18 protein-coding genes, 5 tRNA genes and 1 pseudogene are annotated in these 20,919 nt (G+C 66.1%); 16 read left to right on the forward strand and 8 right to left on the reverse strand.

The genetic code is table 11. The features are described from left to right. Window positions 1-2: 2 nt before the first annotated feature. The 13 genes and pseudogenes from KME82_RS09995 to KME82_RS10055 all read left to right on the forward strand — a co-directional run bounded on the left by KME82_RS09995 (window position 3) and on the right by KME82_RS10055 (window position 9,732). Window positions 3-470: an ExbD/TolR family protein gene (locus tag KME82_RS09995; RefSeq protein ID WP_215498365.1), complete on the forward strand. Its 468-nt coding sequence runs from the start codon at window positions 3-5 to the stop codon at window positions 468-470. Then, entirely contained in the window at window positions 467-2,221 is a 1,755-nt protein-coding gene (gene msbA / locus KME82_RS10000) for a lipid A export permease/ATP-binding protein MsbA (RefSeq protein ID WP_215498366.1), read from the forward strand. Before KME82_RS09995 ends, msbA begins: the two co-directional genes overlap by 4 nt. 82 nt (window positions 2,222-2,303) lie before the next feature. Then, the gene (gene lpxK / locus KME82_RS10005) at window positions 2,304-3,347 is read left to right on the forward strand and encodes a tetraacyldisaccharide 4'-kinase (RefSeq protein ID WP_215498367.1); all 1,044 of its coding nucleotides are present in this window, start codon (window positions 2,304-2,306) and stop codon (window positions 3,345-3,347) included. 208 nt (window positions 3,348-3,555) lie between these two features. Beyond that, window positions 3,556-4,368 (forward strand): 3-deoxy-manno-octulosonate cytidylyltransferase, encoded by an 813-nt coding sequence (kdsB, locus tag KME82_RS10010; RefSeq protein ID WP_215498368.1) that lies wholly within the window; start codon window positions 3,556-3,558, stop codon window positions 4,366-4,368. A 3-nt stretch (window positions 4,369-4,371) separates the two neighbouring features. Then, window positions 4,372-4,851, forward strand: coding sequence for a low molecular weight protein-tyrosine-phosphatase (locus KME82_RS10015; RefSeq protein ID WP_046656339.1), 480 nt, complete (start codon window positions 4,372-4,374; stop codon window positions 4,849-4,851). A gap of 834 nt (window positions 4,852-5,685) precedes the next feature. Next, a pseudogene (uvrC, locus tag KME82_RS10020) lies at window positions 5,686-7,515 on the forward strand (excinuclease ABC subunit UvrC); the annotation flags it as partial. Window positions 7,516-7,634: 119 nt separating this feature from the next. Continuing rightward, entirely contained in the window at window positions 7,635-8,210 is a 576-nt protein-coding gene (gene pgsA, locus KME82_RS10025; RefSeq protein WP_215498370.1) for a CDP-diacylglycerol--glycerol-3-phosphate 3-phosphatidyltransferase, read from the forward strand. A gap of 170 nt (window positions 8,211-8,380) precedes the next feature. After that, window positions 8,381-8,456: transfer RNA gene (locus KME82_RS10030), tRNA-Gly, on the forward strand. Window positions 8,457-8,601: 145 nt separating this feature from the next. Then, a tRNA-Cys gene (locus KME82_RS10035) sits at window positions 8,602-8,675 on the forward strand. Window positions 8,676-8,752: 77 nt separating this feature from the next. Then, window positions 8,753-8,828 (forward strand) — tRNA-Gly (locus KME82_RS10040). A 156-nt stretch (window positions 8,829-8,984) separates the two neighbouring features. Next, window positions 8,985-9,058, forward strand: a tRNA-Cys gene (locus tag KME82_RS10045). Window positions 9,059-9,192: 134 nt separating this feature from the next. Further along, window positions 9,193-9,531 carry a DUF5713 family protein gene (locus tag KME82_RS10050; RefSeq protein WP_215498371.1) on the forward strand — a complete coding sequence of 113 codons (339 nt, stop codon included), beginning with the start codon at window positions 9,193-9,195 and terminating at the stop codon, window positions 9,529-9,531. Between the two features lie 114 nt (window positions 9,532-9,645). Then, a tRNA-Leu gene (locus KME82_RS10055) sits at window positions 9,646-9,732 on the forward strand. A gap of 433 nt (window positions 9,733-10,165) precedes the next feature. Here the strand turns inward: KME82_RS10055 and KME82_RS10060 are convergent. The 4 genes from KME82_RS10060 to KME82_RS10075 all read right to left on the reverse strand — a co-directional run bounded on the left by KME82_RS10060 (window position 10,166) and on the right by KME82_RS10075 (window position 13,771). After that, entirely contained in the window at window positions 10,166-10,750 is a 585-nt protein-coding gene (locus KME82_RS10060; protein WP_215498372.1) for a hypothetical protein, read from the reverse strand. Window positions 10,751-11,158: 408 nt separating this feature from the next. Next, a complete protein-coding gene (locus tag KME82_RS10065; RefSeq protein ID WP_215498373.1) occupies window positions 11,159-12,307 on the reverse strand; it encodes a sensor histidine kinase in 1,149 nt (382 codons plus the stop codon). A gap of 339 nt (window positions 12,308-12,646) precedes the next feature. Then, the gene (locus tag KME82_RS10070) at window positions 12,647-12,880 is read right to left on the reverse strand and encodes a hypothetical protein (RefSeq protein WP_215498374.1); all 234 of its coding nucleotides are present in this window, start codon (window positions 12,878-12,880) and stop codon (window positions 12,647-12,649) included. Between the two features lie 144 nt (window positions 12,881-13,024). Next, entirely contained in the window at window positions 13,025-13,771 is a 747-nt protein-coding gene (locus tag KME82_RS10075) for a hypothetical protein (RefSeq protein WP_215498375.1), read from the reverse strand. A 153-nt stretch (window positions 13,772-13,924) separates the two neighbouring features. Between KME82_RS10075 and KME82_RS10080 the strand changes: the two genes are divergently transcribed. From KME82_RS10080 to KME82_RS10090, 3 genes are all read left to right on the forward strand, one after another. Further along, window positions 13,925-15,475 (forward strand): hypothetical protein, encoded by a 1,551-nt coding sequence (locus KME82_RS10080; RefSeq protein ID WP_215498376.1) that lies wholly within the window; start codon window positions 13,925-13,927, stop codon window positions 15,473-15,475. A gap of 140 nt (window positions 15,476-15,615) precedes the next feature. Further along, window positions 15,616-16,278, forward strand: a complete 663-nt coding sequence (locus KME82_RS10085) for an ankyrin repeat domain-containing protein (protein WP_215498377.1) — start codon at window positions 15,616-15,618, stop codon at window positions 16,276-16,278. A gap of 218 nt (window positions 16,279-16,496) precedes the next feature. Further along, window positions 16,497-16,853: a hypothetical protein gene (locus KME82_RS10090; RefSeq protein WP_215498378.1), complete on the forward strand. Its 357-nt coding sequence runs from the start codon at window positions 16,497-16,499 to the stop codon at window positions 16,851-16,853. Window positions 16,854-16,980: 127 nt separating this feature from the next. Here KME82_RS10090 and KME82_RS10095 read toward each other — a convergent pair whose 3' ends face one another. From KME82_RS10095 to KME82_RS10110, 4 genes are all read right to left on the reverse strand, one after another. Next, window positions 16,981-18,018: a hypothetical protein gene (locus KME82_RS10095; protein ID WP_215498379.1), complete on the reverse strand. Its 1,038-nt coding sequence runs from the start codon at window positions 18,016-18,018 to the stop codon at window positions 16,981-16,983. Between the two features lie 335 nt (window positions 18,019-18,353). After that, window positions 18,354-18,575 carry a hypothetical protein gene (locus KME82_RS10100; protein WP_215498380.1) on the reverse strand — a complete coding sequence of 74 codons (222 nt, stop codon included), beginning with the start codon at window positions 18,573-18,575 and terminating at the stop codon, window positions 18,354-18,356. A gap of 321 nt (window positions 18,576-18,896) precedes the next feature. Further along, window positions 18,897-19,433: a hypothetical protein gene (locus KME82_RS10105; RefSeq protein WP_215498381.1), complete on the reverse strand. Its 537-nt coding sequence runs from the start codon at window positions 19,431-19,433 to the stop codon at window positions 18,897-18,899. 294 nt (window positions 19,434-19,727) lie between these two features. Beyond that, entirely contained in the window at window positions 19,728-20,876 is a 1,149-nt protein-coding gene (locus KME82_RS10110) for an acyltransferase family protein (RefSeq protein ID WP_215498382.1), read from the reverse strand. Window positions 20,877-20,919 lie beyond the last annotated feature (43 nt).

The following is a 20,919-nucleotide window of genomic DNA, read 5'->3' on the forward strand; positions in this document are numbered from 1 at the left end:
CGATGCGTATCCGCGACCATCGCGCCGACGATGAGCCCGAGATCAACCTGGTTCCGTTGATCGACGTGATCCTGGTGTTGATCATCTTCTTCGTGGTCACCGCGACCTTCGACGCGCGCTCGGTGCTCAAGCTCGAGCTGCCTCGCGCCACCGGCGAGCCGTCCGGCGATGCGAGCAAGGCGCTGATCGTGCTAGTCAACGCCGAAGGCCGCTATTTCGTCGGCGACCGCGAGGTCCTGCGCGACGATCTGGAATCGCTCAAGGCCACCATCGCCGAAGTCGCCGGCACCGACCGCGACCGCAGCGTGATGCTGCGCGCCGATGCGCGCACGCCGTACCAGGCCGTGGTCACCGTCTACGACGCGCTCGGCCAGCTGGGTTTCCGCAAGATCATGAGCGCGACCGCGCCGCCGCAGAACACCGGCGGCGTCAGCGGCAGCGGCAAGCCCGCGGCGGAGCCGGCGCGGTGACCGCGACCGCCACCGCGTCGCCCTGGCAGACCTACCGCCGGCTGCTCCGATTCGCGCTGCCGTACCGCAACCTGCTGTGGCTGGCGGTGATCGGCATGCTGATCGAAGCGGCCGCCGGCGCCGGCTTCACCAAGTTGATGGAACCGGTCATCAACCAGACCTTCATCGTCAAGAACACCCGGATCGCGGTGTGGTTGCCGCTGGCGATCGTCGGTTTGTTCGTGCTGCGCGGCATCGCCGGCTACGTGACCGACTACTACATGGCCAAGTCCGGGCGCGGCGTCGCCCGCGATCTGCGCGTGCAGGTGCTCGGCAAATACCTGCGCCTGCCGGGCGCGCGTTTCGACACCGAACCGGTGCCGTCGATGCTGGTGCGGCTGGGTTCGGACAGCGATCAGGTCGCGCAGGCTTCGGTCGATGCGCTCAAGGTCATGGTCCAGCAATCGACCCAGGCGATCGCCTTGCTCGCGGTGATGATCTGGACCAGCTGGCAGGTGACCTTCGCGGTGCTGATCATGGCGCCGCCGCTGGCCTGGGTGATGGACAAGGTCGGCCGTCGTTACCGCCGCATCAGCCATCGCATCCAGGAAAGCGGCGCGCAGTTGCTGCTGGCCGCCGATCAGGCGCTGTCGAACCAGCAGGAAGTGAAGGTCTACGGCGCGCAGACCTCCGAGCTGGGGCGTTATCGCGAAATTGCCGACAACTACCTCAAGCTCAGCCTGAAGGTCGAGTCCACCCGCAGCATCGCCTCGGCGATGGTGCAGTTGATGGGCTCGGTCGGTCTGGCGCTGCTGCTGTTCGTCGCCGGCTACGAAGCCTTCAACGGTCGTTTGGACGCCGGCGGTTTCGTGGTGCTGATGGTGTCGATGATGGCGATCATCCCGAACCTGCGTCAGCTCACCAACGTGCAGAACATGCTCCAGCGCGGCGTGGCCTCGGCCGAGCGATTGTTCGAAGTGCTCGATGCGGTCGAAGAACCCGACACCGGCACGCGCGAACTCGCGCGCAGCCAGGGCCTGATCGAGTTCCGCGACGTCAGCGCGCGTTATCCGGGGCAGGCCTCGCCGGCCTTGTCGAACATCAGCTTCACCGCGCGGCCCGGCACGGTGACCGCGATCATCGGCCGCTCCGGCAGCGGCAAGTCGACCCTGATCAAGCTGATTCCGCGCTTCTACGATCCCGAGTCCGGGCAGATCCTGCTCGACGGCCATCCGCTCGACGACTACAAACTGCTCGACCTGCGCCGCCAGATCGCGCTGGTCGGCCAGCAGGTGATGCTGTTCGACGGCACCGTCGCGGCCAACGTCGCCTACGGCGAAATGCAGGACGCCGATGCCGCCGCGCTGGACGGCGCGGTGCGCGGCGCCAACGCGGCCGAGTTCATCGAGCGCCTGCCCGAAGGCGTCGACACCTCGATCGGCGCCAAGGGCGGCAAGCTCTCCGGCGGCCAGCGCCAGCGCCTGGCGATCGCGCGCGCGATGCTCAAGGACGCGCCGATCCTGATTCTCGACGAAGCCACCGCGGCGCTGGATACCGAATCCGAACGCCTGGTGCAGGACGCGCTGGAACGGCTGATGCCCGACCGCACCACCTTGGTGATCGCGCACCGCCTGTCGACCATCGAACACGCCGATCAGGTGCTGGTGCTGGATCAGGGCCGCATCGTCGAGCGCGGCTCGCATGCCGAACTGCTGGCGCAGGGCGGCCTGTACGCGCACCTGCACCGCATGCAGTTCCGGGACGCCGAGTGAGCGGTCCGATGCATGCGTTCGCGAGTGCAGCGATGATCGGCCGCGGCCCGTTGCAAGGCCGGTGCGACCGCGGGAGCGCGCGATGAGCGGCGCGCCCGATCGCCGCAGCGGCGTGCCGGCGTACTGGTACGACGACAGTGCGGTGCCGATGCACGCGCGGCTGTTGTCGGGCGTGTACGCCGCGGTCACCTCGTTTCGCCGCGCGCTCTACCGCAAGGGCCTCAAGCGCCGCCGCCATCCCGGCGTGCCGGTGATCGTGGTCGGCAACATCACCGTCGGCGGCGCCGGCAAGACGCCGTTGACCATCGCCCTGGTGCAGCGGCTCAAGCAGGAAGGCTGGACCCCCGGCGTCGCCAGCCGCGGCTACGGCCGCGACGACATCGCCACGCCGCTGTGGGTCGATCGCGATACCGATCCGCGCATCGGCGGCGACGAACCGGTGCTGATCGCGCGCCGCACCGGGGTCAAGCTGCGCGCCGACCGCGATCGCGCCGCCGCGGCCAAGGCGCTCGCCGAGGCCGGCTGCGACATCGTCATCTGCGACGACGGCCTGCAGCATTACCGGCTGGCGCGCGACATCGAGATCGAAGTGGTCGACGGCCGCCGTCGTTACGGCAACGGCCAGCTGCTGCCCGCCGGTCCGCTGCGCGAGCCGCCCGAGCGCGCCGCCGATTGCGATTTCCGCGTGGTCAACATGCCGCAGGCCGCGTCCGGCGATCCCGCCGCGAGCAGCGGTTTCGGCGAATGGCCGATGCGCCTGGTCGCCGATCAGGCGCTGCCGCTGGTCGGCGCGCGCGCGCTCAAGCTCGAGGCCTTCGTCGGCCAACGCGTGCACGCGGTCGCCGGCATCGGCGACCCCGAGCGTTATTTCGCCATGCTGCGCGGTCTGGGCATCGCGATCGTGCCGCACGCGTTTCCCGACCATCACCGCTACACGCAGGCCGACTTCGGCTTCGGCAGCAAATTGCCGGTGCTGATGACCGAGAAGGACGCGGTCAAGATTCCGCTGACCGGCGAGGGCGCGTTCGCTTCGGAGTCTTACTACAGCGTGCCGGTGCGCGCGGAGTTGCCGGAAGCGTTCTGGGTGTCGTTGCTGGACAAGCTGCAGCCGTTTGCGCGGCGCTGATTCGTTGGGGTCGTAGTCGTAGTGACGCGGTCGCGGCTTGCGCCGCTCCTACAGGGAGCGATTGTGGTGGCGGTTCATGCCGCTCCCGAATGCGGCGACTGCAGGAGCGGCGCAAGCCGCGACCGCGAATCCACAATCACCGCGTTAGCCGCGCAAGCCCTCGACCTCACCAAAGCCGCATCCGCATCACCTGTTTCGGAGCCCAACCATGAGCCAGGATTTCGTCGTCGCCATCCCCGCCCGCTACGCCGCCTCGCGCCTGCCCGGCAAGCCCCTGCGCGAAATCGGCGGCGAACCGCTGGTGCTGCACGTCGCGCGCCGCGCGCTCGCGGCCGGCGCGCGCGAGGTCTGGGTCGCGGCTGACGACGAACGCATCGCCCAGGCGCTCAAGGACAGCGGCGTGCAGGTCGCGATGACTTCGCCCGACCACGCCTCCGGCACCGACCGTCTGGCCGAATGCGCCGACCTGGCCGGTTGGCGCGACGACACCGTGGTGGTGAATCTGCAGGGCGACGAACCGTTCGCGCCGGCCGCCGGCATCGTCGCCACCGCGCAGACCCTGCGCGACAGCGGCGCGGAGATGTCGACCCTGGCCGTGCCGATCACCCAGGTCGAGGTGCTGTTCGACCCGAACGCGGTCAAGCTGGTGCGCGCCGGCAACGGCGATGCGCTGTATTTCAGCCGCGCGCCGATTCCATGGCCGCGCGACGCCTTCGCCAAGGACCGCGAGCGCATGCCCGGCGGCGACGAATGGCTGCGGCATATCGGCATCTACGGCTATCGCGCCGGGTTTCTGCGCAAGTTCGCCAAGCTGCGCCCGGGCCGCCTGGAGCAGATCGAATCGCTAGAGCAACTGCGCGTGCTCGAAGCCGGTTATCGCATCGCGGTCGGGATCACGCCCGAGCCGTTCCCGCCCGGTGTCGACACGCCCGAGGACCTGGCCCGCGCCGAAGCGCATCTGGCGCAAACGCGCCAGGACGAAGCGAGCGCGGGCGAGCCGGCGAGCGGCGAGGGCGCCTGAGCCGTGCGCCTGCTCGTGGTCTGCCTGGGCAACATCTGCCGCTCGCCGGTCGCCGAGGGAGTGCTGCGCGCGCGCATCGAGGCCTCGTCGCTGGCCGGGCGGATCGAACTCGATTCGGCCGGCACCGGCGACTGGCACGTCGGCGATCCGCCGGACCGGCGCGCGATCGCCAATGCGGCCGAACACGGCGTGGATATTTCCGGCCTGCGCGCGCGCCAGCTGGCCGCGTCGGATTACCGCGATTTCGACTGGTTGCTGTGCGCCGACAAGGCCAACCTGCGCGACGTGCGCGCACGCGCGCCGAAGGGCGCCCGTGCGCGCAGCGCCTTGCTGCTGGACTGGTGCAACACCGTCACCGACGGCGAAGTGCCCGATCCCTACACCGGCGGTCCGGCGCAGTTCGAGCACGTGTTCCAGTTGCTCGATCGCGCGGCGGATGGGGCGATTGCGCGATTGCGCGAGGAGTTGGGATTGCGCGGGTAGAGTGGGGCGGTTTTCGATGTTCCGGGCGCGTGGTGATTGCGGTGTCGAACTGGATTTCGTGGGTTACGGCGCGATCGGACAGATCGCGGTCGCGGCTCGCGCCGCTCCTGCAGGGGGCCGCCGTGCAGCGCACTATCGGACCGCTTCGCAGCACCGAAGCCCGACGGTAGGAGCTGCGCAAGCTGCGACCGCGCCATCACGACTACGACGCAACCTGCGACGCGAGACGGATACAGCGCAGTCGCGGCTCACTCCGCTCCTACAGGGGCTGCCGTAAACCGCACCATCGGACCGCTTCGCAGCACCGAAGCCCGACTGTAGGAGCTGCGCAAGCTGCGACCGCGCCATCGCAGCTACGGCGCAGCTCGCGGCGCGAGACGGATACAGCACGGCCGCGGCCCACACCGCTCCTACAGGGGGCCACCCTGGATCGCACCATCGGACCGCTTCGCAGCACCGAAGCCCGACTGTAGGAGCTGCGCAAGCTGCGACCGCGCCATCGCAGCTACTGCGCAGCTCGCGGCGCGAGACGGATACAGCGCGGTCGCGGCTCACGCCGCTCTTACAGGCGCAGCCACGACCATTCGCTATCGGGCGGCTTCACGGCCTTGCCGCTCGCGGGCCCGCCGTGCATCCGGCCCCGATCCCGGCCGCAACCCTTGCGCTCGCGCATAATCAGCCCAATTCAAGCCTAGTATCCATTTCGCCGGCCTCCGGGCCTCAAGCCGCCAGCCGAACGATGTCCGTGACCGCGACGCCCGCCACCCTGCCAGCCCGCCTGCTTCGTTTCGTCGCCGCCTCGCTGCCCGCGCCGCGCATGGGGGCCCCGCGCGCATGACCGCCGCCGCGCCCGCGCCGTTCGACGGCAAGGCCTTCGTCAAGAAGCTCAGCACCGCGCCGGGCGTATACCGCATGATCGGCGCCGACGACAACGCCCTCTACGTCGGCAAGGCCGGCGCGCTGCGCAACCGGGTGTCGAGCTACTTCAACGCCACGCCCAAGTCGGCGCGGATCATGTCGATGCTGTCGCAGACCGTGCGCATGGAAGTCACGGTCACCCGCACCGAGGCCGAAGCGCTGATCCTGGAAAACCAGCTGATCAAGTCGCTCAAGCCGCGCTACAACGTGCTGCTGCGCGACGACAAGAGCTATCCCTACGTGCTGATGACCAACGAGGCCTGGCCGCGCATCGCCATGCACCGCGGTCCGCGCGCGGTGCCGGGCCGTTACTTCGGCCCCTACGCCAGCGTCGGCGCGGTGCGCGACACGCTCAACCTCATGCACAAGCTGTTCCGCCTGCGCAGCTGCGAGGACAGCGTGTTCCGCAATCGCTCGCGGCCGTGCCTGCAGCACCAGATCGGCCGCTGCAGCGCGCCGTGCGTGGGCCTGGTGCCGGCGCGCGATTACGCCGAGAGCGTGCGCCGTGCCGGCCTGCTGCTCGACGGCCGCAGCGACGAGCTCACCGACGAACTCGGCCGCGACATGGAAGCGGCCAGCGTACGCCTGGATTTCGAAGACGCCGCGCGCCTGCGCGACCTGATCACCGGCATCCGCACCTTGCAGGCGCGCCAGTACGTCGACGGCCGCGCCGCCGACCTGGACGTGCTCGCGGTGGCGATGCAGGGCGTGTCGGCCTGCGTGCTGCTGCTGGCGTTCCGCGACGGCCGCAACCTGGGCACGCGTGCGTTCTTCCCGAAGACCAACGGCAGCGACAACCCCGAGGAAGTGCTGACCGCCTTCATTTCGCAGTACTACGGCGAACAGACGCCGCCGCGCGAGATCGTGCTCGACCGCGACCTGCCCGATCGCGAGTTGTTCGAGCAGGCGTTTTCGGCCTCCGGCGAACGCCGCGTGCAGATCAAGAGCAACGTGCGCGGCGAACGCGCCGGCTATGTCGACATGGCGCGGCGCAATGCCGAACTCTCGCTCGGCACCGAGCTGACCAGCCACGCCGCGCAGCTGGCGCGCGCGCAATCGCTGCGCGACCTGCTGCGCATGCCGGCGCTGCCGCAGCGTATCGAGTGCTTCGACATCAGCCACACCATGGGCGAGGCCACCGTGGCCTCGTGCGTGGTGTTCGACGCCGAAGGTCCGGTGCGCGGCCAGTACCGCCGCTACAACATCACCGGGATCACCGAGGGCGACGACTACGCCGCGATGAACCAGGCCATTTCCCGGCGATTCCGCCGCGCGGTCGAGGAGGACGGCGTTCTGCCCGACATCCTGCTGATCGACGGCGGCGCGGGGCAGGTGGCGCAGGCCCGCGCGGCGCTGGCCGAGCTCGGGGTCGAGGGGCTGCTCCTGGTCGGCGTCGCCAAGGGCCCGGCCCGGCGCCCCGGCGACGAGGAACTGCTGCTGCCCGACGGCCGGGTCGAGCGCCCCGGCGCCCAGTCGCCGGCGCTGCAATTGGTCCAGCAGGTTCGCGACGAGGCGCACCGTTTCGCCATTACCGGCCATCGGGGGCGTCGTCAGAAGACGCGCAACAGCAGTAGGCTGGAAGATATTCCGGGCATCGGCCCGCGTCGACGCGCTAGTCTGTTGAAGCATTTCGGCGGTCTGGGCGGCCTCAAGGGCGCCGGGATCGAGGAAATCTCCCGGGTCGAGGGCGTCAACGCGGCTTTGGCCGAGCGCATCTACGCCGCCCTGCACGGGCTGGATGCGCCCGCCGAGCCGCCCGTCGCACCCAATACCCTTCCCAAGGCCCAGGCCGCGGGCAGCAAGAACGCCGGCAACGGCCCAGCCGGCGCCGCCGAAACGGCGCCAGATCGCAAGCGGAGTGAAGGATGAAGTTGACCATACCCACCATGCTGACCCTGGCGCGGATCGTCCTGATCCCGGTGCTGGTGGTGGTGTTCTTCCTCGATTACCCCTGGACCAACTTCGCCGCCGCGTTCATCTTCGCCTTCGCCTCGGTCACCGACTGGCTCGACGGCTGGATCGCCCGCCGCTACAACCAGTATTCGGCGTTCGGCGCCTTCCTCGACCCGGTCGCCGACAAGCTGATGGTCGCCGTGGCCCTGCTGCTGATCGTGCAGAAGCACCCGACCGTGTGGATGACCCTGTGGGCCGCGGTCATCGTCGGCCGCGAAATCGCGGTGTCCGCCTTGCGCGAATGGATGGCCGAACTGGGCCAGCGCGCGGCGGTGAAGGTCGCCTCGATCGGCAAGATCAAGACCATCGTGCAGATGGTCGCGCTGGTCTGCCTGCTGTACCAGGAACCCGTGTTCGGCCTGCCGATCTTCACCCTCGGCGAGTGGCTGCTCGCCGCCGCGGCGCTGCTGACCCTGTGGTCGGGGCTGGCCTATCTGCGCGCCGCCTGGCCTATAATGCGCGCCGACGCGGACAAGCCCTCGACCTGATCGGCAACGAAACGGTCCACGCGAACCGAGCCTTCAGCGGCGAGCAGCGCAAGCGCAAATGTCGCGTAAGGGCCTGTTTCCGGCGCATTCACGGCCGGTTTTGCGAGGGCCGGGGTGTGAAGAAAAGAGTTGACACTTTTCTTTCGATGCCTAAAATATCGCTTCCCTCAGCGGGAATAGCTCAGTTGGTAGAGCACTACCTTGCCAAGGTAGATGTCGCGAGTTCGAGTCTCGTTTCCCGCTCCAGATTCCAGGCGCTTCGGCAACGAAGTCGCTTGTGGACAAAGCCCCCTTCGCGGGGTTTTGTTTTTTAGGACGAAGGCCGGCGATGCAGTTCGCAGGTCGACGTTGCAGTAGATGGGCAGTACCAAGTAAGGTTGCAGCAGTCATCGGCCGGGTGGCAGAGTGGTTATGCAGCGGACTGCAAATCCGCGTACGCCGGTTCAATTCCGACCTCGGCCTCCAATCTCGATAGCGATGCAACACCTCGCCATCGGTAGTTTCAAAAAAGTTTTCAGTAAAAGTTTTCAGCAGTAGCTTCAGCGGGAATAGCTCAGTTGGTAGAGCACTACCTTGCCAAGGTAGATGTCGCGAGTTCGAGTCTCGTTTCCCGCTCCAATTCTGCATGCGGCGCCACGCGCGGCATGACGATAAACCCCGCGCAAGCGGGGTTTCGTTTTTCCGGCGCGGCCGTCGTGGTTTACGGCCGTCCGGCAGCGTGGTGATGCGGCGCGTTGCAAGCAGGCAGCGCTGCGGTAGAGTGAGTGCGTCACCGGCCTGGTGGCAGATTGGTTATGCACCGGATTGCAAATCCGTAGAGATGGGTTCGATTCCCGTCCAGGCCTCCATCGATACCGCACGATTGATACCGCATGACGGTCGGCGCGAGCCGGCCGTTCTTGTTTGCGCGCAAGCATGCACCGGACGATCGATCGACCTTGAGCGCGCTACCATCCGCGCATCCCACCAAGGAAGGCAACGCATGGCCATCGCGAACGAACAACTGCAAGCCCACCGCTTCCTCGACGAAATGCAGCGCGACAGCTACTTCCCGCCGCATCTGGTGCAAAAAGGCCAGCAGATCCTGGTCCGGCTGTGCGAAACCATCGAAGCGCGGCGTCCGGCCAGCCTGGACGCGCTGTATGCGCTGACCCACGCCGCGACCGACGAATTCAACGCGCTCGCCGGCGAATTCGAAGACAACGACAGCGAAATCGAGACCGCCGCGCGCGACAACATCGGCGCCGATTTCGCCGCCATCGCCGCCGCCTACGGCTTCCAGGCCGACACCGGGGAACTGATCGCCACGCGCGATTGGTGACCGCCGCCGGGCCCGGCCGACGCCCGGCTCCACGACCCCGCAACGCCGGCCGGGAAGGCCCGTGAGGCGCCAGCGAAACGCGGATGCGGTAAGCTGATGCGGTCACCGCATCCTGCCCGGATGGCGAAATCGGTAGACGCAGCGGACTTAAAATCCGCCGGGGGCAACCCCTTGCCGGTTCGAGTCCGGCTCCGGGCACCACGGTGCAGTTCGCACGCGTTCGCAGCAGTCCGCGGATAGCAGACAAAGCCCCTGTATACGGGGCTTTTTTATTGCCCGCCGTCCGTCAGCGTCGATGACATATCGCGGTGCAAGCACATCCGGTGCACGCGCTTCGATTGTGGCGTCGCCCACGTGACCCGATGAGTTCGTAAATTTCCGAATGCTATCGCCGCTGCGGCTGTGGAGCGTCACGAGGCGCCGATGAAAAGCCCGATCGCGGGAGGGGACGCTGCGACGTGCGTGGAGTTGCACGTCGGGCAGTTGGCCAGTTCCCGCGTCTTTGAGCGTGTATCTCAGAAATCTATGCCTGCTTCAGCAAATGCACATGGATTTCAATTGGTTGAATGAGGTGCCCGACTCGGCTTGGCGGCGCTGGAACGGTAGATGGAATCCGGGCAGAACGCCTGGAGCCTCAGATCCAGGTGACCCGTACCGGCATGTTCGGAATGAGGCGAAAACCTGGCCGGGTTTGGAAGATGCAGGGCCCCAAGATTGCATAGAAGACGATGGCGCCGCCGTCTTCCATAAATCCGTCGATCGTGCCTGAGCCGGTGCTGCTAGGACAATGCACATTGAGCGGAGCGGGAACGTAGACTCGAACGCCGCTGATCCTTATCGCATGAATTGGCAGCGTAAGGGTGGGGGCGTTGGAGATCGGTGGATTGGGTCCGCTGTATGCGCTCTCGGTTGTTGGCCAAGGCAAATTTTGGGGGGCGCTACCAGTGCAGGTCGCAGAGCCACTTTCCGCCATATTGGTAATGCTCCCAACGCCCCCTGACTTCCCAAAGCCGCCCGATATCGTCAGCGTCCAATTCGCGGTGCATGGCACTGAATTGCCGAGATGCTTGACTATGACTGGCCCTGTGTAGTTCACCACGCCGTTGTTGACCCAAGCGCTCCCATTCCATACCTGGAGCCGTTGTGCTGATGCCGATGTCGAAACAAACAGCGTCGCCAAGGCCAAGAGCGAAATAAGCATTCTGCTGATGCCGACCATGCGCTGATCTCCTTGTTTACGGCGCCAACGCATTCGTTGGGCTCAATAGTTGACACGCAAAAGCGGGGTCGGAAACGGACCGTTCTGCGGTGCAATCGCAACGGCAATTGCTGATTTGGCGATGGGGTTGGGATTGCGTCTGCGACTTGTGTTGCAGAAGGGGTTGCCGCCACCGATCTGAGTCTCTGCGAAGGCAGACGCTGCCAAGAACGCGAAAACGGAAGACAAGCCGCTGCGTTTTCAGATGGGGCGGCTGTCTTTGAAGTGATGCCGAAGAACTCGCGCTACCGGCGAATGAACTGCCCGCGCAGCAGCGAAGAAAAGGGGTTTGGCGTTCGGAGCATTTCGGATCGGGAGGCCATCCCCTGTGCACCGATCGCACAGACGACATCGCGTCTGCGTCACTTCTCAGGCGGCGCTGTGTTTCTCGGGCAGCGCGTGCCGCGGCAAGTCGATGGTGAAAATGCAGCCCGAGCCCGGTTTGTTGCGGGCGCTTAGCGTCCCGCTGTTGGCTTCGACGCTGCGCCGCGCGATGGACAGTCCCAGTCCCAGTCCGCTGCGATTTTCAGCGCCCTGGGTAAACGGGAGGAACATCTCTTCCGCCAGTCCGGCAGGCAGTCCGCCGCAGTGATCCTGCACGTCGATCAATATGCGGTCGGCCAGGGCATAGGCGTTGAGGATCACTTCGCTGTGCGGATGGGTGAACTTGAAGGCGTTCTGCAACAGATTGCCCGCGGCGGACAACAGCAGATCGCGATCCACATCCACCGCCAGCAGCGGGTCGACCTCCGATACGGTCAGCGTGCAACCCGAGACCTGCGCTTCCAGCGATGCGGACAGCTTGAGTTCGCCGATGAAATCCGACAGCGAGAACAGATGGTGCTGAATCGGCATGCCCGCCTGCATCCGCACTTCCGCCAGCGAACGGTCGATCAGGTTGCCCAGGCCCAGCAGCGCACGGTCGAGCACCCCGCCGGTCGCACCGGACAAACCGACGTTGCCTTCCTTGATGATCGAAAGCGCGAGCGTGGCGGTGCAGAGTTGATTGCGCAGTTCATGGGCGAAAAATCCCAATCGCTCGTTCAAGTGCATCGCCTGCTTGTCGGCGACGACGAAATCGCGCTGGTAGCCGAACTCGGTGACCGCGCTGGCGATGGCGTTGTCCAGGCAGCGATTGAGGGTTCTGAACTCATCCACCTCGATGGCCTGGCCGCGCTCGACCGCCAGATCCGAAATAGCCTGGCAAAGATCGCCGTAGTCATGCACGACCTGCTCGGCGGTGAAGCCATGCAGCTGCAGTTCGCGACCGTGCTGGGTCGCCGATTCGCCGATCTCGGAAAGATTGGGTTTGCCGCCGCCCGAAGGTCCGGAGACTTGCCGGCTCTGCATCGGCGTCGCGGTCGTCTCCACGATCAAGGTCTTGATCAACTGGTCGAGGAACTTGCTGATGCCATGCGCCAGTTCGTCCTCGTTGGCGCCCGGCGCGCCGCGCTGGGCCACCTTCTCGCGACAGCGAGCGATCAGCTCGGTTCGATTCGCGGTCAGGAATTGATGCATCATCCCGTGACCATACGCTAGCCCGATGGCATGCATCGGTTCGAGCCATTCACAATGGGATTGATGGACGTTCGGCGCTTCGTGAATTGACCGCACGCGTCTGGCGCGGCGCGCTTTGTCCGGGGTCATGGATGGGGCATGCGACTGCGAAAACTTGATTTATTGCAAGGTAAATCAAGTGGATAGGGCGTTTATGCGTAGCCGGCTCGGCGCCGCGACTCCATTGCCGGCGTTTAGCTGCGGCCCGCGCGACTTACACAAGCTCCGTTAACTGGGGCTTTTTGTTGCCTGCACCGATCGTTGTCTGATTGGCTCGATGGCGCGGCGTGCCGGCGTTTATTACGGTGCGCTCGGATCGTCGGTGCCGTAGATCGTCCCTGATGCCCTGTCGCCGTACCAGCCCTTCGACATGCGGTAGAGCGACTCGCCTTGCGGGCCGAAGACTCGCACTGTCCAGCAGTTCGCGACGCCATCGGCCTCGTCGCCATCGGGATCGGTGCCCTCCGCCGTGGCGAACGTCAGCCAATACGGAAAAGGATAGAACGTGATGGCTCGCCAGATTACATCGCTCATCGTGCGCGTCGTCGGGTTTGTGGTCGAGACAGCGAGAGGATCATCGCTGTCGTTGCGACCATGATGCCATTGAGAGCCGGAATACTGCTGCGGCCATCGGGCGCAGGCCGAGTGTCTGATGTGCGGGCGCGGGACTGCGGAAGATCAGCGCTGCTCGGTCATGTTCGAAGTTTGCCAGTCCGGCACGTGTGGCTTCCAGACGTGATGCCCTGTGCGCGTGCAATCACCGGATGTTGGCGGAATTGTTTCGACGCGCGTATAGCGTCGCCGGATCGCCGCTGCACTGCCTGCCGCGTTGACACTGTCTTGAAATGTGGTGAACTTTGCATCGCCAAAGCATGCAAGGCGCCAGAGCGGATCCATCCGGAGACCTGGCGGCAAACACGGAGAAAGGCGGTGGGGAAAAGAATGTACGCGAAGGCGCAGATCCATGTCGTCAAGGTGCGGGAGTACCATGGCGAAGACGATCACATGTATGACGACTTCGAAATGTATGTCGCTGCAAATGACGGCGTACATGCGGTTGAGCTTCTCAGGGCCGATGGCTTGCAGGTGATCGGAGAGGCCGGTTTTGTCGGCCAGCGCCTGGTCGTTCCTACCGGAGAGGGGCAGTTTCTGATCTTCCGGCACGACGACGAGACGGCCAATCTGGATGTTCGCGATCACGTCCTGACCCGTGTTGACGAACGAAGTGCGCAGGGCTTCTGGCTGCGGTCGAAGAACGTGGATCGAACCTCGAGGGCGGAAGATCGCTTCTGGAAGGAGATGGCGGAACACTACGCAGACGACTATCCATAGCCGGGGATGACGGCCTGCAAAAAGAACCTCGTCCAGGTTGCGGGCTCGATTGCGCCCCCGGACACCGAGATGGATTGCCTGACGCTTGAACAACCCGTCAATTCGCGACGACGTCCGGCCTGTTCATGCCCGATCCGATGAAGCATCCGGCATGAAGTGGTCATTCCCCTAGGGCGGCCCCCAGTTGTTTCGGCCCGGGACACGGTTAGAGTCGATACGATCTTGAATGCTGTGGGGTCTGGGGCCATGGGCATCTCTCCCTTCAACGACGCCGGCGCGGCCCGCTATTGGCAGCCGCCTCCGCCGCCGACGACCGCCACGACGGTGCCGCTGCCGACCGGGCCCGCGCCGGGTCCGTATCGGCTCGAGCCGTCCTATCACCCGCAGTTGCCGGTCCCCAGCGCGCCGCCGCAGAGCCAAGGCGGTCCGTATGCCTTGCCGCCCGGCAGCACGCTGGCGCAGACCGTCGGCGGCACCCAGGCGCAGCCGTTCGACGTGACCATGTCGCAGCTGGCGACCGCGGTGTACGGCACGCGCGGCGATCCGCCGCCGGGCTGGAGCGCGGTGAGCGATCAGGACCTGAGCGCGCGCGGCATCCAGGACCCGCAGGCCTGGCGCCTGCAGTTCCTCGGCGCCAACGACGCGGTCGCGACCAATTCGCAGGAATACCGCGCTGAAATCTACCAGGACGGCGCCGGCAACTTCGTCCTGTCCTACCGCGGCACCGCCGAGGGCGCCGACGACTGGATGAACAACTTCGAGCAGGGCACCGGCTTCAAGACCGACCCCGCGGACAAGTTCAGCGAAACCGCGGTCAACACCGCGACCGAGTTTGCGGCGGTGTTCGGCCAGCCCGGCGCCGACGGCACCTCGAGCAATCTGGCGATCACCGGGCATTCGCAGGGCGGCGGCCTCGCCACCGTGGGCTCGCTGGCCACCGGCATACCGGCGGTGACCTTCGACGCCTCGGGCATCCATCCCAATACCCTGGAACGCATGGGGTTCGCCGATCCGCAGAAGGCGCGCGACATCGCCGAGGGCGGGCAAATCCGCGCCTACTCGCTGGACTCCGATCTGCTGACCCAGACCCAGGAAGGCGGCCCGCTCGGCCTGATCGCGCCCGACGCGCTGGGCACCAGCATCGTGGTCGAGCCCGGCCCGATCACCGAGCACACCTTGCTGGCGCGCGCCGCCGCGGTCGAATTCCCCGATCTGCCGCCGGCCGCATTGGCGGCTTTGAACGCGGTCGGCGAAGCGGCGCGTAACAGTCCGATACCGCTGATCAACGGCGTCGGCGATCTGGCCTACAGCGCCTTCAGCCACAACCCCAACGTGCTGACCTCGGCGATGATCGAGCAGCAGCCGTGGCAGGCGGGCTACGAAAATCCGTCCGACTTCGGCAAGGACCTGCAGAATCTGGTGCCCGATCCGCTCAAGGACGATTTCGCGATCAATACCCACGATCTGATTTCCGACGTCGGCGAGGTGATCGATACCGACTTCAAGAACGGCGACTACGTGCAAGGCGGCTTCAGCCTCGCCGGCGATCTCGGCGAGGGCGTGTGGAATTCGGTCGGCGATACCGCCAATCGCACTACCGAGTCGCTGGCGCAGTCGGTCGACGACAACGTGGGCGGTCCGCTCGGCGATCTGCTGTCCGGGGCGATCTCCGGCAGCGGCGATGTCGCGCAGGTGGCATCCGATGTCGCCGGACAAGGCGTCGAAATCGTCGCCGATGGCGCGGGCTTCGTCGCCCAGAAGGGCAGCGACTTCGTCGGTTGGCTGACCGGACGTTGATCGCGTCGTTCATGCGCGCCCGCGGCCGTCGCAGCGATCGCGCCGATCCGGCGATGCGGCGGCATGCGGGTATGCGTTATCGTGCGGTCGTTCTTGTCGGCCTTTGGGCCATCGGTCTTCCCGCATGCACACGGTCCTCCATGAGCAATGAGCCGTTCGCCAGTCCGACGCTTGCGCCCTTGGCCGACGCCGTGCGCAATGGCGACGCCGCCGAGATTCGCCGCCAGTTGCAGAGCGTCGCGCCCGATACGCCGGGCGCCGACGGGTCGACTCTGCTGATGCTGGCGATCGCGCAGGGCCACACGGACAGTGCGCGCGCCTTGCTCGAAGGCGGCGCCGACCCGAATCGCGCCGGCCCCGACGGCAAGACCCCGGTGCATCTGGCCGCGTTCGCCGACGATCCCGAGTTGCTGCGCACCGTGCTGGCCCATGGCGGCAAGCCGGATGTGCGCAACACCCAGACCGATGCCACGCCGCTGGAATCGGCCTTGCTGGGCGGCAACCCGACCCAGTTGCAGATCCTGCTCGATGCCGGCGCCGATCCGAATCAGGCCGACCGCAACGGCGACACCGCGCTGCATGTGGCCGCGCGCACCAATGCCGGCGCCGCGCTGTTGCTGCTGCTCGAACGCGGCGCGAATCCGTTGGTGAACAATTCGCGCGGCGCGTCGTTCCAGTCGTATTACTTCAAGTTCCCGCGCAACGCGCTCAACGAGCGCGCGCTGGCGGAACGGCGCGCGATCGTCGCCTGGCTGAAGTCGCATGAGGTGCCGCTGGAAGCGTCGGTGCAGGCTGATTACTGATCGGCGCAAGTGTGGACGCCGGGACTTGCGCAGGCGTCGGCGATTATCTGTTGCAGTAATGAGTGGCGTTAGCCGGCCACGGCGTTCCTTATGCCCGAGCGTCCGGCTGAGCGCTGTCTCGTGATTTGTCCGGCATCGGCCGACGCCATGTAGAGACGGCCCGTTTGCCGCTGCGCGGCTTGTTAAGCGCGCCTTCGCACGGCGACGACGTGGCGTACATGGCGTTGAGCGCAACTGTGTCGGTGGACGCGGCGGATTATTCCGTTGCGCTGGAGCGGGCATCGGCACGACGGCGCCAAGTGAGCGAACGCGCGGCGGCCCGGTTCGAGTGCGGCCCGATCGCCTTCGACAAACGACCAAGGGACATCACCATGGAAACCACCATCACCCACTATCGCTGCGGCGATTGCGGAAGCGAGCAGCTCATCCAGCCTCAGGACCCGCATCCGGACGACATCATCACTTGCGCGCACTGCGGCGCGACCTGGACGGTGCGTGAGGTTCAGGAGGCGAGTCTTGAAGCCGGAACCTTGGCGGCTATCGACAAGATCGATGAAACGTTCGGCAAGGGCTGATCGCCGGTGGCGCGTTGCGGGCAGGGCTGAGCACAGATCGTCGTATCGATCCGGTTGAAGCGGGGCTGTCGTCCGAGAGGCGAGGCGAAGGCGCGTTCGCATGCGCGCGCTCGCACGGCGTCGAACTTCAGGCGATCGACACGCGCCTGATTCGCCGAGCCGTCACTTCCAGCAGCTCCTGGCGTCGCCGGTGATGGTGAGTGGCCTGGAATTCGTGCAGCACCTGCGTGCAATCGCCGCTGTCCACCGACCAGACCGAAGTGTCGGTTCCATGCGCGGCGAAAATCGAGCGGGCGTTCGCGAACAAGGCTTGCGGCGCGGCGCTCATCGGCAGTTTGCGGTCGGGCGTCGTGCTCGGCTGGCTCAGGTCGACGATGCGTATGCCGGCAGGCGCCGGATCGCTGGCGAACTCCTCGTCGTTCCAGTCGCTCATGCTGCCCAAGGCGATGCGGTCGTCGTCGATCCAGCAGGCCGGGACATTCCAATCGTCGCAATAGGTGAGCGCCAGCACGGACGGCCCGTCTTCGGATTCCCACACATTGCCGGTCAACCAGGCCACGGCATCGAACACGCGCGGGATGCCGACCGGCTGCCAGACCCAGCCGTCGTCGAGCAGGCGCGATCCGGAGGGATTGGGATGCAGCCGGCCGTGGAAATAATCCAGGTAATGCGGCGGCGCCTGGCCGTCGACGTAGGTGGTCGGCCCGCGCTGCGTCAGCAGGGCGCCGGTGCGCGGGTCGGACGCGTCGAGGCGATTCCACGCGGTGCGGTGCACCACGACCGCATTGCCGCGCAGCGACAGGAAGCACAGCGAGAACGCGACCGTTTGCGGGTAATACTCGCCGCCGTCGAGCGTCAGGGTGATCCTGAAATCGTCGAGATCGACCACGACGCCGTGGCTTGCTCCATCGAAGACGATCGCCGCGAACGCACCGTCGGCGGATGCATGCAGTCGCCATCGTGAGGCGACGCCGTACCGGCCGTCATCTTCGATGGCCTGCTCGCGCAGAATCACCGTGCCCAGCAAGGCGACCGCGCCTGATTCCAGGTCGATGCATGAAATGCCGCCGGCGGCGTCGAGGACCAACAGATCGCCGTCCACGCGCCGGACCTCGGCGGCATCGAGCAGATCGGGGCCGCTCCAGTCAAGCATCGTTTCAGTCATGGTCGTCGTGTCCATTCGAATTACTCGACTGTCGGTAAGCCTATACGGAAAAATCGAATGTCTGCCGGGCTCGAACGCAACCGATCGCGGCGCGGTCACGGCTTGGATCGCCATGCCGGGCACGAGTGCGTGCGGCGCCATCAGTGTCATGCAAGCCGGGCAGGTGGCCCGTCCCCATCAAGGCGGACGATACGAATACGCAACGGGTTCGCGCGGTCGCTGCCACTTCGGCGGCGCGATCGCGTCGAATCTGCCCGCACCGAAAACGCAAAAAGGCCGGCTTTCGCCGGCCTTCGTTGCACGTCCCTCAACGGGACGCTGGTAAGGAGTCCGGCTTACGGCGGTTGGCAACCGTTGGCGATCAGGCAGTTGCTCCATTCGTCGAAGCAATGCTGCCGCTCGGGATAGGTTATGACGCCGTCGGCGTTCGCGTCGGTCAGGCAGGCGTAGTAGTTCGTCGTGCACCAGCGATCCCGGCATGCGGCCACCACCGTGGCCGAGAACCCGAACAGGGCCACGGCCGAAAACAGCAAGGTGCGGCGGGTCAATGTGTTCATCACTCGTACTCTCCTTGTCGATTGATAGGAACGGCTGCGATCGCGCGTGGGTCCGGACCGACAGCTGCCTTCTGTGGGGCGCCCGATGGCCGTGCGAGCATTTGCCCGGCGCGGCGGCATGTCAATGGATCGGTGCGTCGCGCGCAGGTCAGCCCATGAAGCGGGTCGAGGCGCGAAGCGCGGCGGGCCCGGTGGGCGCGAGCGAAGCGGCCGCTGCCGTCAGGCGGCGGTCCGATTGAGGACGCATGCCGGGCTTCGGCTCGCCGCCGACAGGCGCGCTGTTTCGGCCGAGCCTGTTGCCGCCGAGCCTATCGCCCCGCGTCAGGCATTGAGCGCGACATTCGCATACGTCGACGGCAGGCCGGCGGTCGTACTGGGATTGACCGAGATCGCGTTGAGCTGGGCAACGGTGTTCAACGACAGCGACGGCGCCGGGCCGGGCGCCTGCGATACGCACGCTCCCACGCCGCGTTCATTGGACAGGCTGCGCGCCGCGTTCTTGGCTTCCGCGGCCGATGCGGCGGCCGACGCGGCGGCATCGGCCGCATTCTTGGCGGTGTTCTGTGCCGCCGCGGACGGGTCCGATGCCGCCGCTCTGGCGGCGTCCTGTGCGCGTTCGGCGGCATTTTGAGCCTGCTGGGCCGCGGCCTCGGCGCTGCAGGGGTCGGTGGCGGCCTTGGCGGCCGCGGCGGCTTCGGCCGCGTCGGTGGCCGCGTTCACGGCGGCCCCGAGCGCATCCAGGGCATCGACCTCGGCCTTGGTGCAGGCCCGATTCTCGGCCGGGTTGGTGCATCGCGCCGCGTCGGCGGCGTTCTGGGCGGCGTTCGACCGGCCCGCGTCGGTTCCGTTGATCGACATGATCGTGCTCCTTGCTGGTTGTCTGTCCCGTGCATCGGTTGAAACGACGACTCGTTTCCACCGTAGGCCGAGGCCGATCGAGAACCTAGCTGGGGTCGGCCCTATGTCGAGGCCGGGCCTGTTGATGGCGCTATTGCGAGCAGCCGGGTCAGTTGCAGCGGGCACGCGCAGCGTCGCGGCGAGACGGCGTCAAGATCGCCCGGATCCTTCACCCGGATCGCCGGTGCGATTCGATGGTTGATTCCGCTTCGTTCCCGCCATCGGCGCTGTCTCCGATGGGCGGCGTCAAGTTCGTTATGAGCCTGAAGAATCGGCCGCTGCCCGCTCCCGGGTCGGCTTTGATCGCCGGCTGGCGAATGCGCGCAGGATCGCCGCCTTGCCGGGCATTTCGATCGCTCGGTAAGTAACGTGGGCAACGGCGATCACCAGGCCGATGAAGAGAACGAAGAACCACCGGCTGGCATAGTTGGGATCTGCCAGGCCCGACACATCCGCGAGGTGTATGGAAAGTTGCAGCGGGAAGTGGACCAGGTAGATGGAGTACGAGAGCGCCCCAAGGTAGACCAACGGACGAGTCGACAGGACCGCTTTCACCATCCTGCTGTGCACTACGGCGATGATCAGGACCGGGAAGCCGACCAGGCACAGCAGGAAATCACCGGCTTTTCCCGTGATGCCGGGCGTGGCCATGTATACGTAGGCGGCGGCGGAAACCACCACGACGACAAGGTCGGCGGCGATCGACGGCAGCGGGCGAATGCGGCGAAAAAGCGCGTACGTTCCGACACCGACGAAGAATCCGGCGGCCGTTCGCACCAGTTCGTTGTCGATCCACCCGAACGCCATGGTGCCGTTGAGCACGCCGCGCACCGCCACCGTCGCGATGGCCGCGGCGGCGACCAGGGTCATGGCGACCGACGCGGCTTTACGGGGCATCACGATCAAGGCAAGGAACACGACGTTGACGATCATCTCGGTGGAGATGGACCACGACGGCGCGTTGAAGGAATACCCGTTCTGAAGCCCCGATCCGTTCAACAGCAGAAGGTTCAGGGTGAAGTTGTATGCGTCGTTGTTGACATAGACGAACGGTGGCGCGTTGAGCCTATGAACCAACGCCCATTGCAGCAGCGCGACGAAGATCAGCATCGCAAGGTGCAAGGGATAAATCCGCGCCACCCGGGCAACGAGGTTTTCGCCGAACTTGACCGAGCGGCCGTCGGTCCAGAACGCCTTGGCGAGCACGAACCCGGACAGGACGAAAAAGAAGTCGACCATGAGCAGGCCGCGCCCGTAGAAGGGAGCCAGTACATGCCCAAAAGGAGCTGATTTGAAGGCGTTTACGTAGTGCCAACAGATGACTCCGAGCGCGGCTATGGCTCTGAGGCTGTCGAGCTCTTCGAAGCGTCCCGCGGAGGGGCCGGGAATGGAGGCGTTGGGCATCCGGTCATTGTCTCATTACTTGCCTGTCGCTTCGATGGGTAAC

It is taken from the genome of Lysobacter capsici (assembly GCF_018732085.1).
In the GTDB taxonomy this organism is placed as follows: Bacteria; Pseudomonadota; Gammaproteobacteria; order Xanthomonadales; family Xanthomonadaceae; genus Lysobacter; species Lysobacter capsici_A.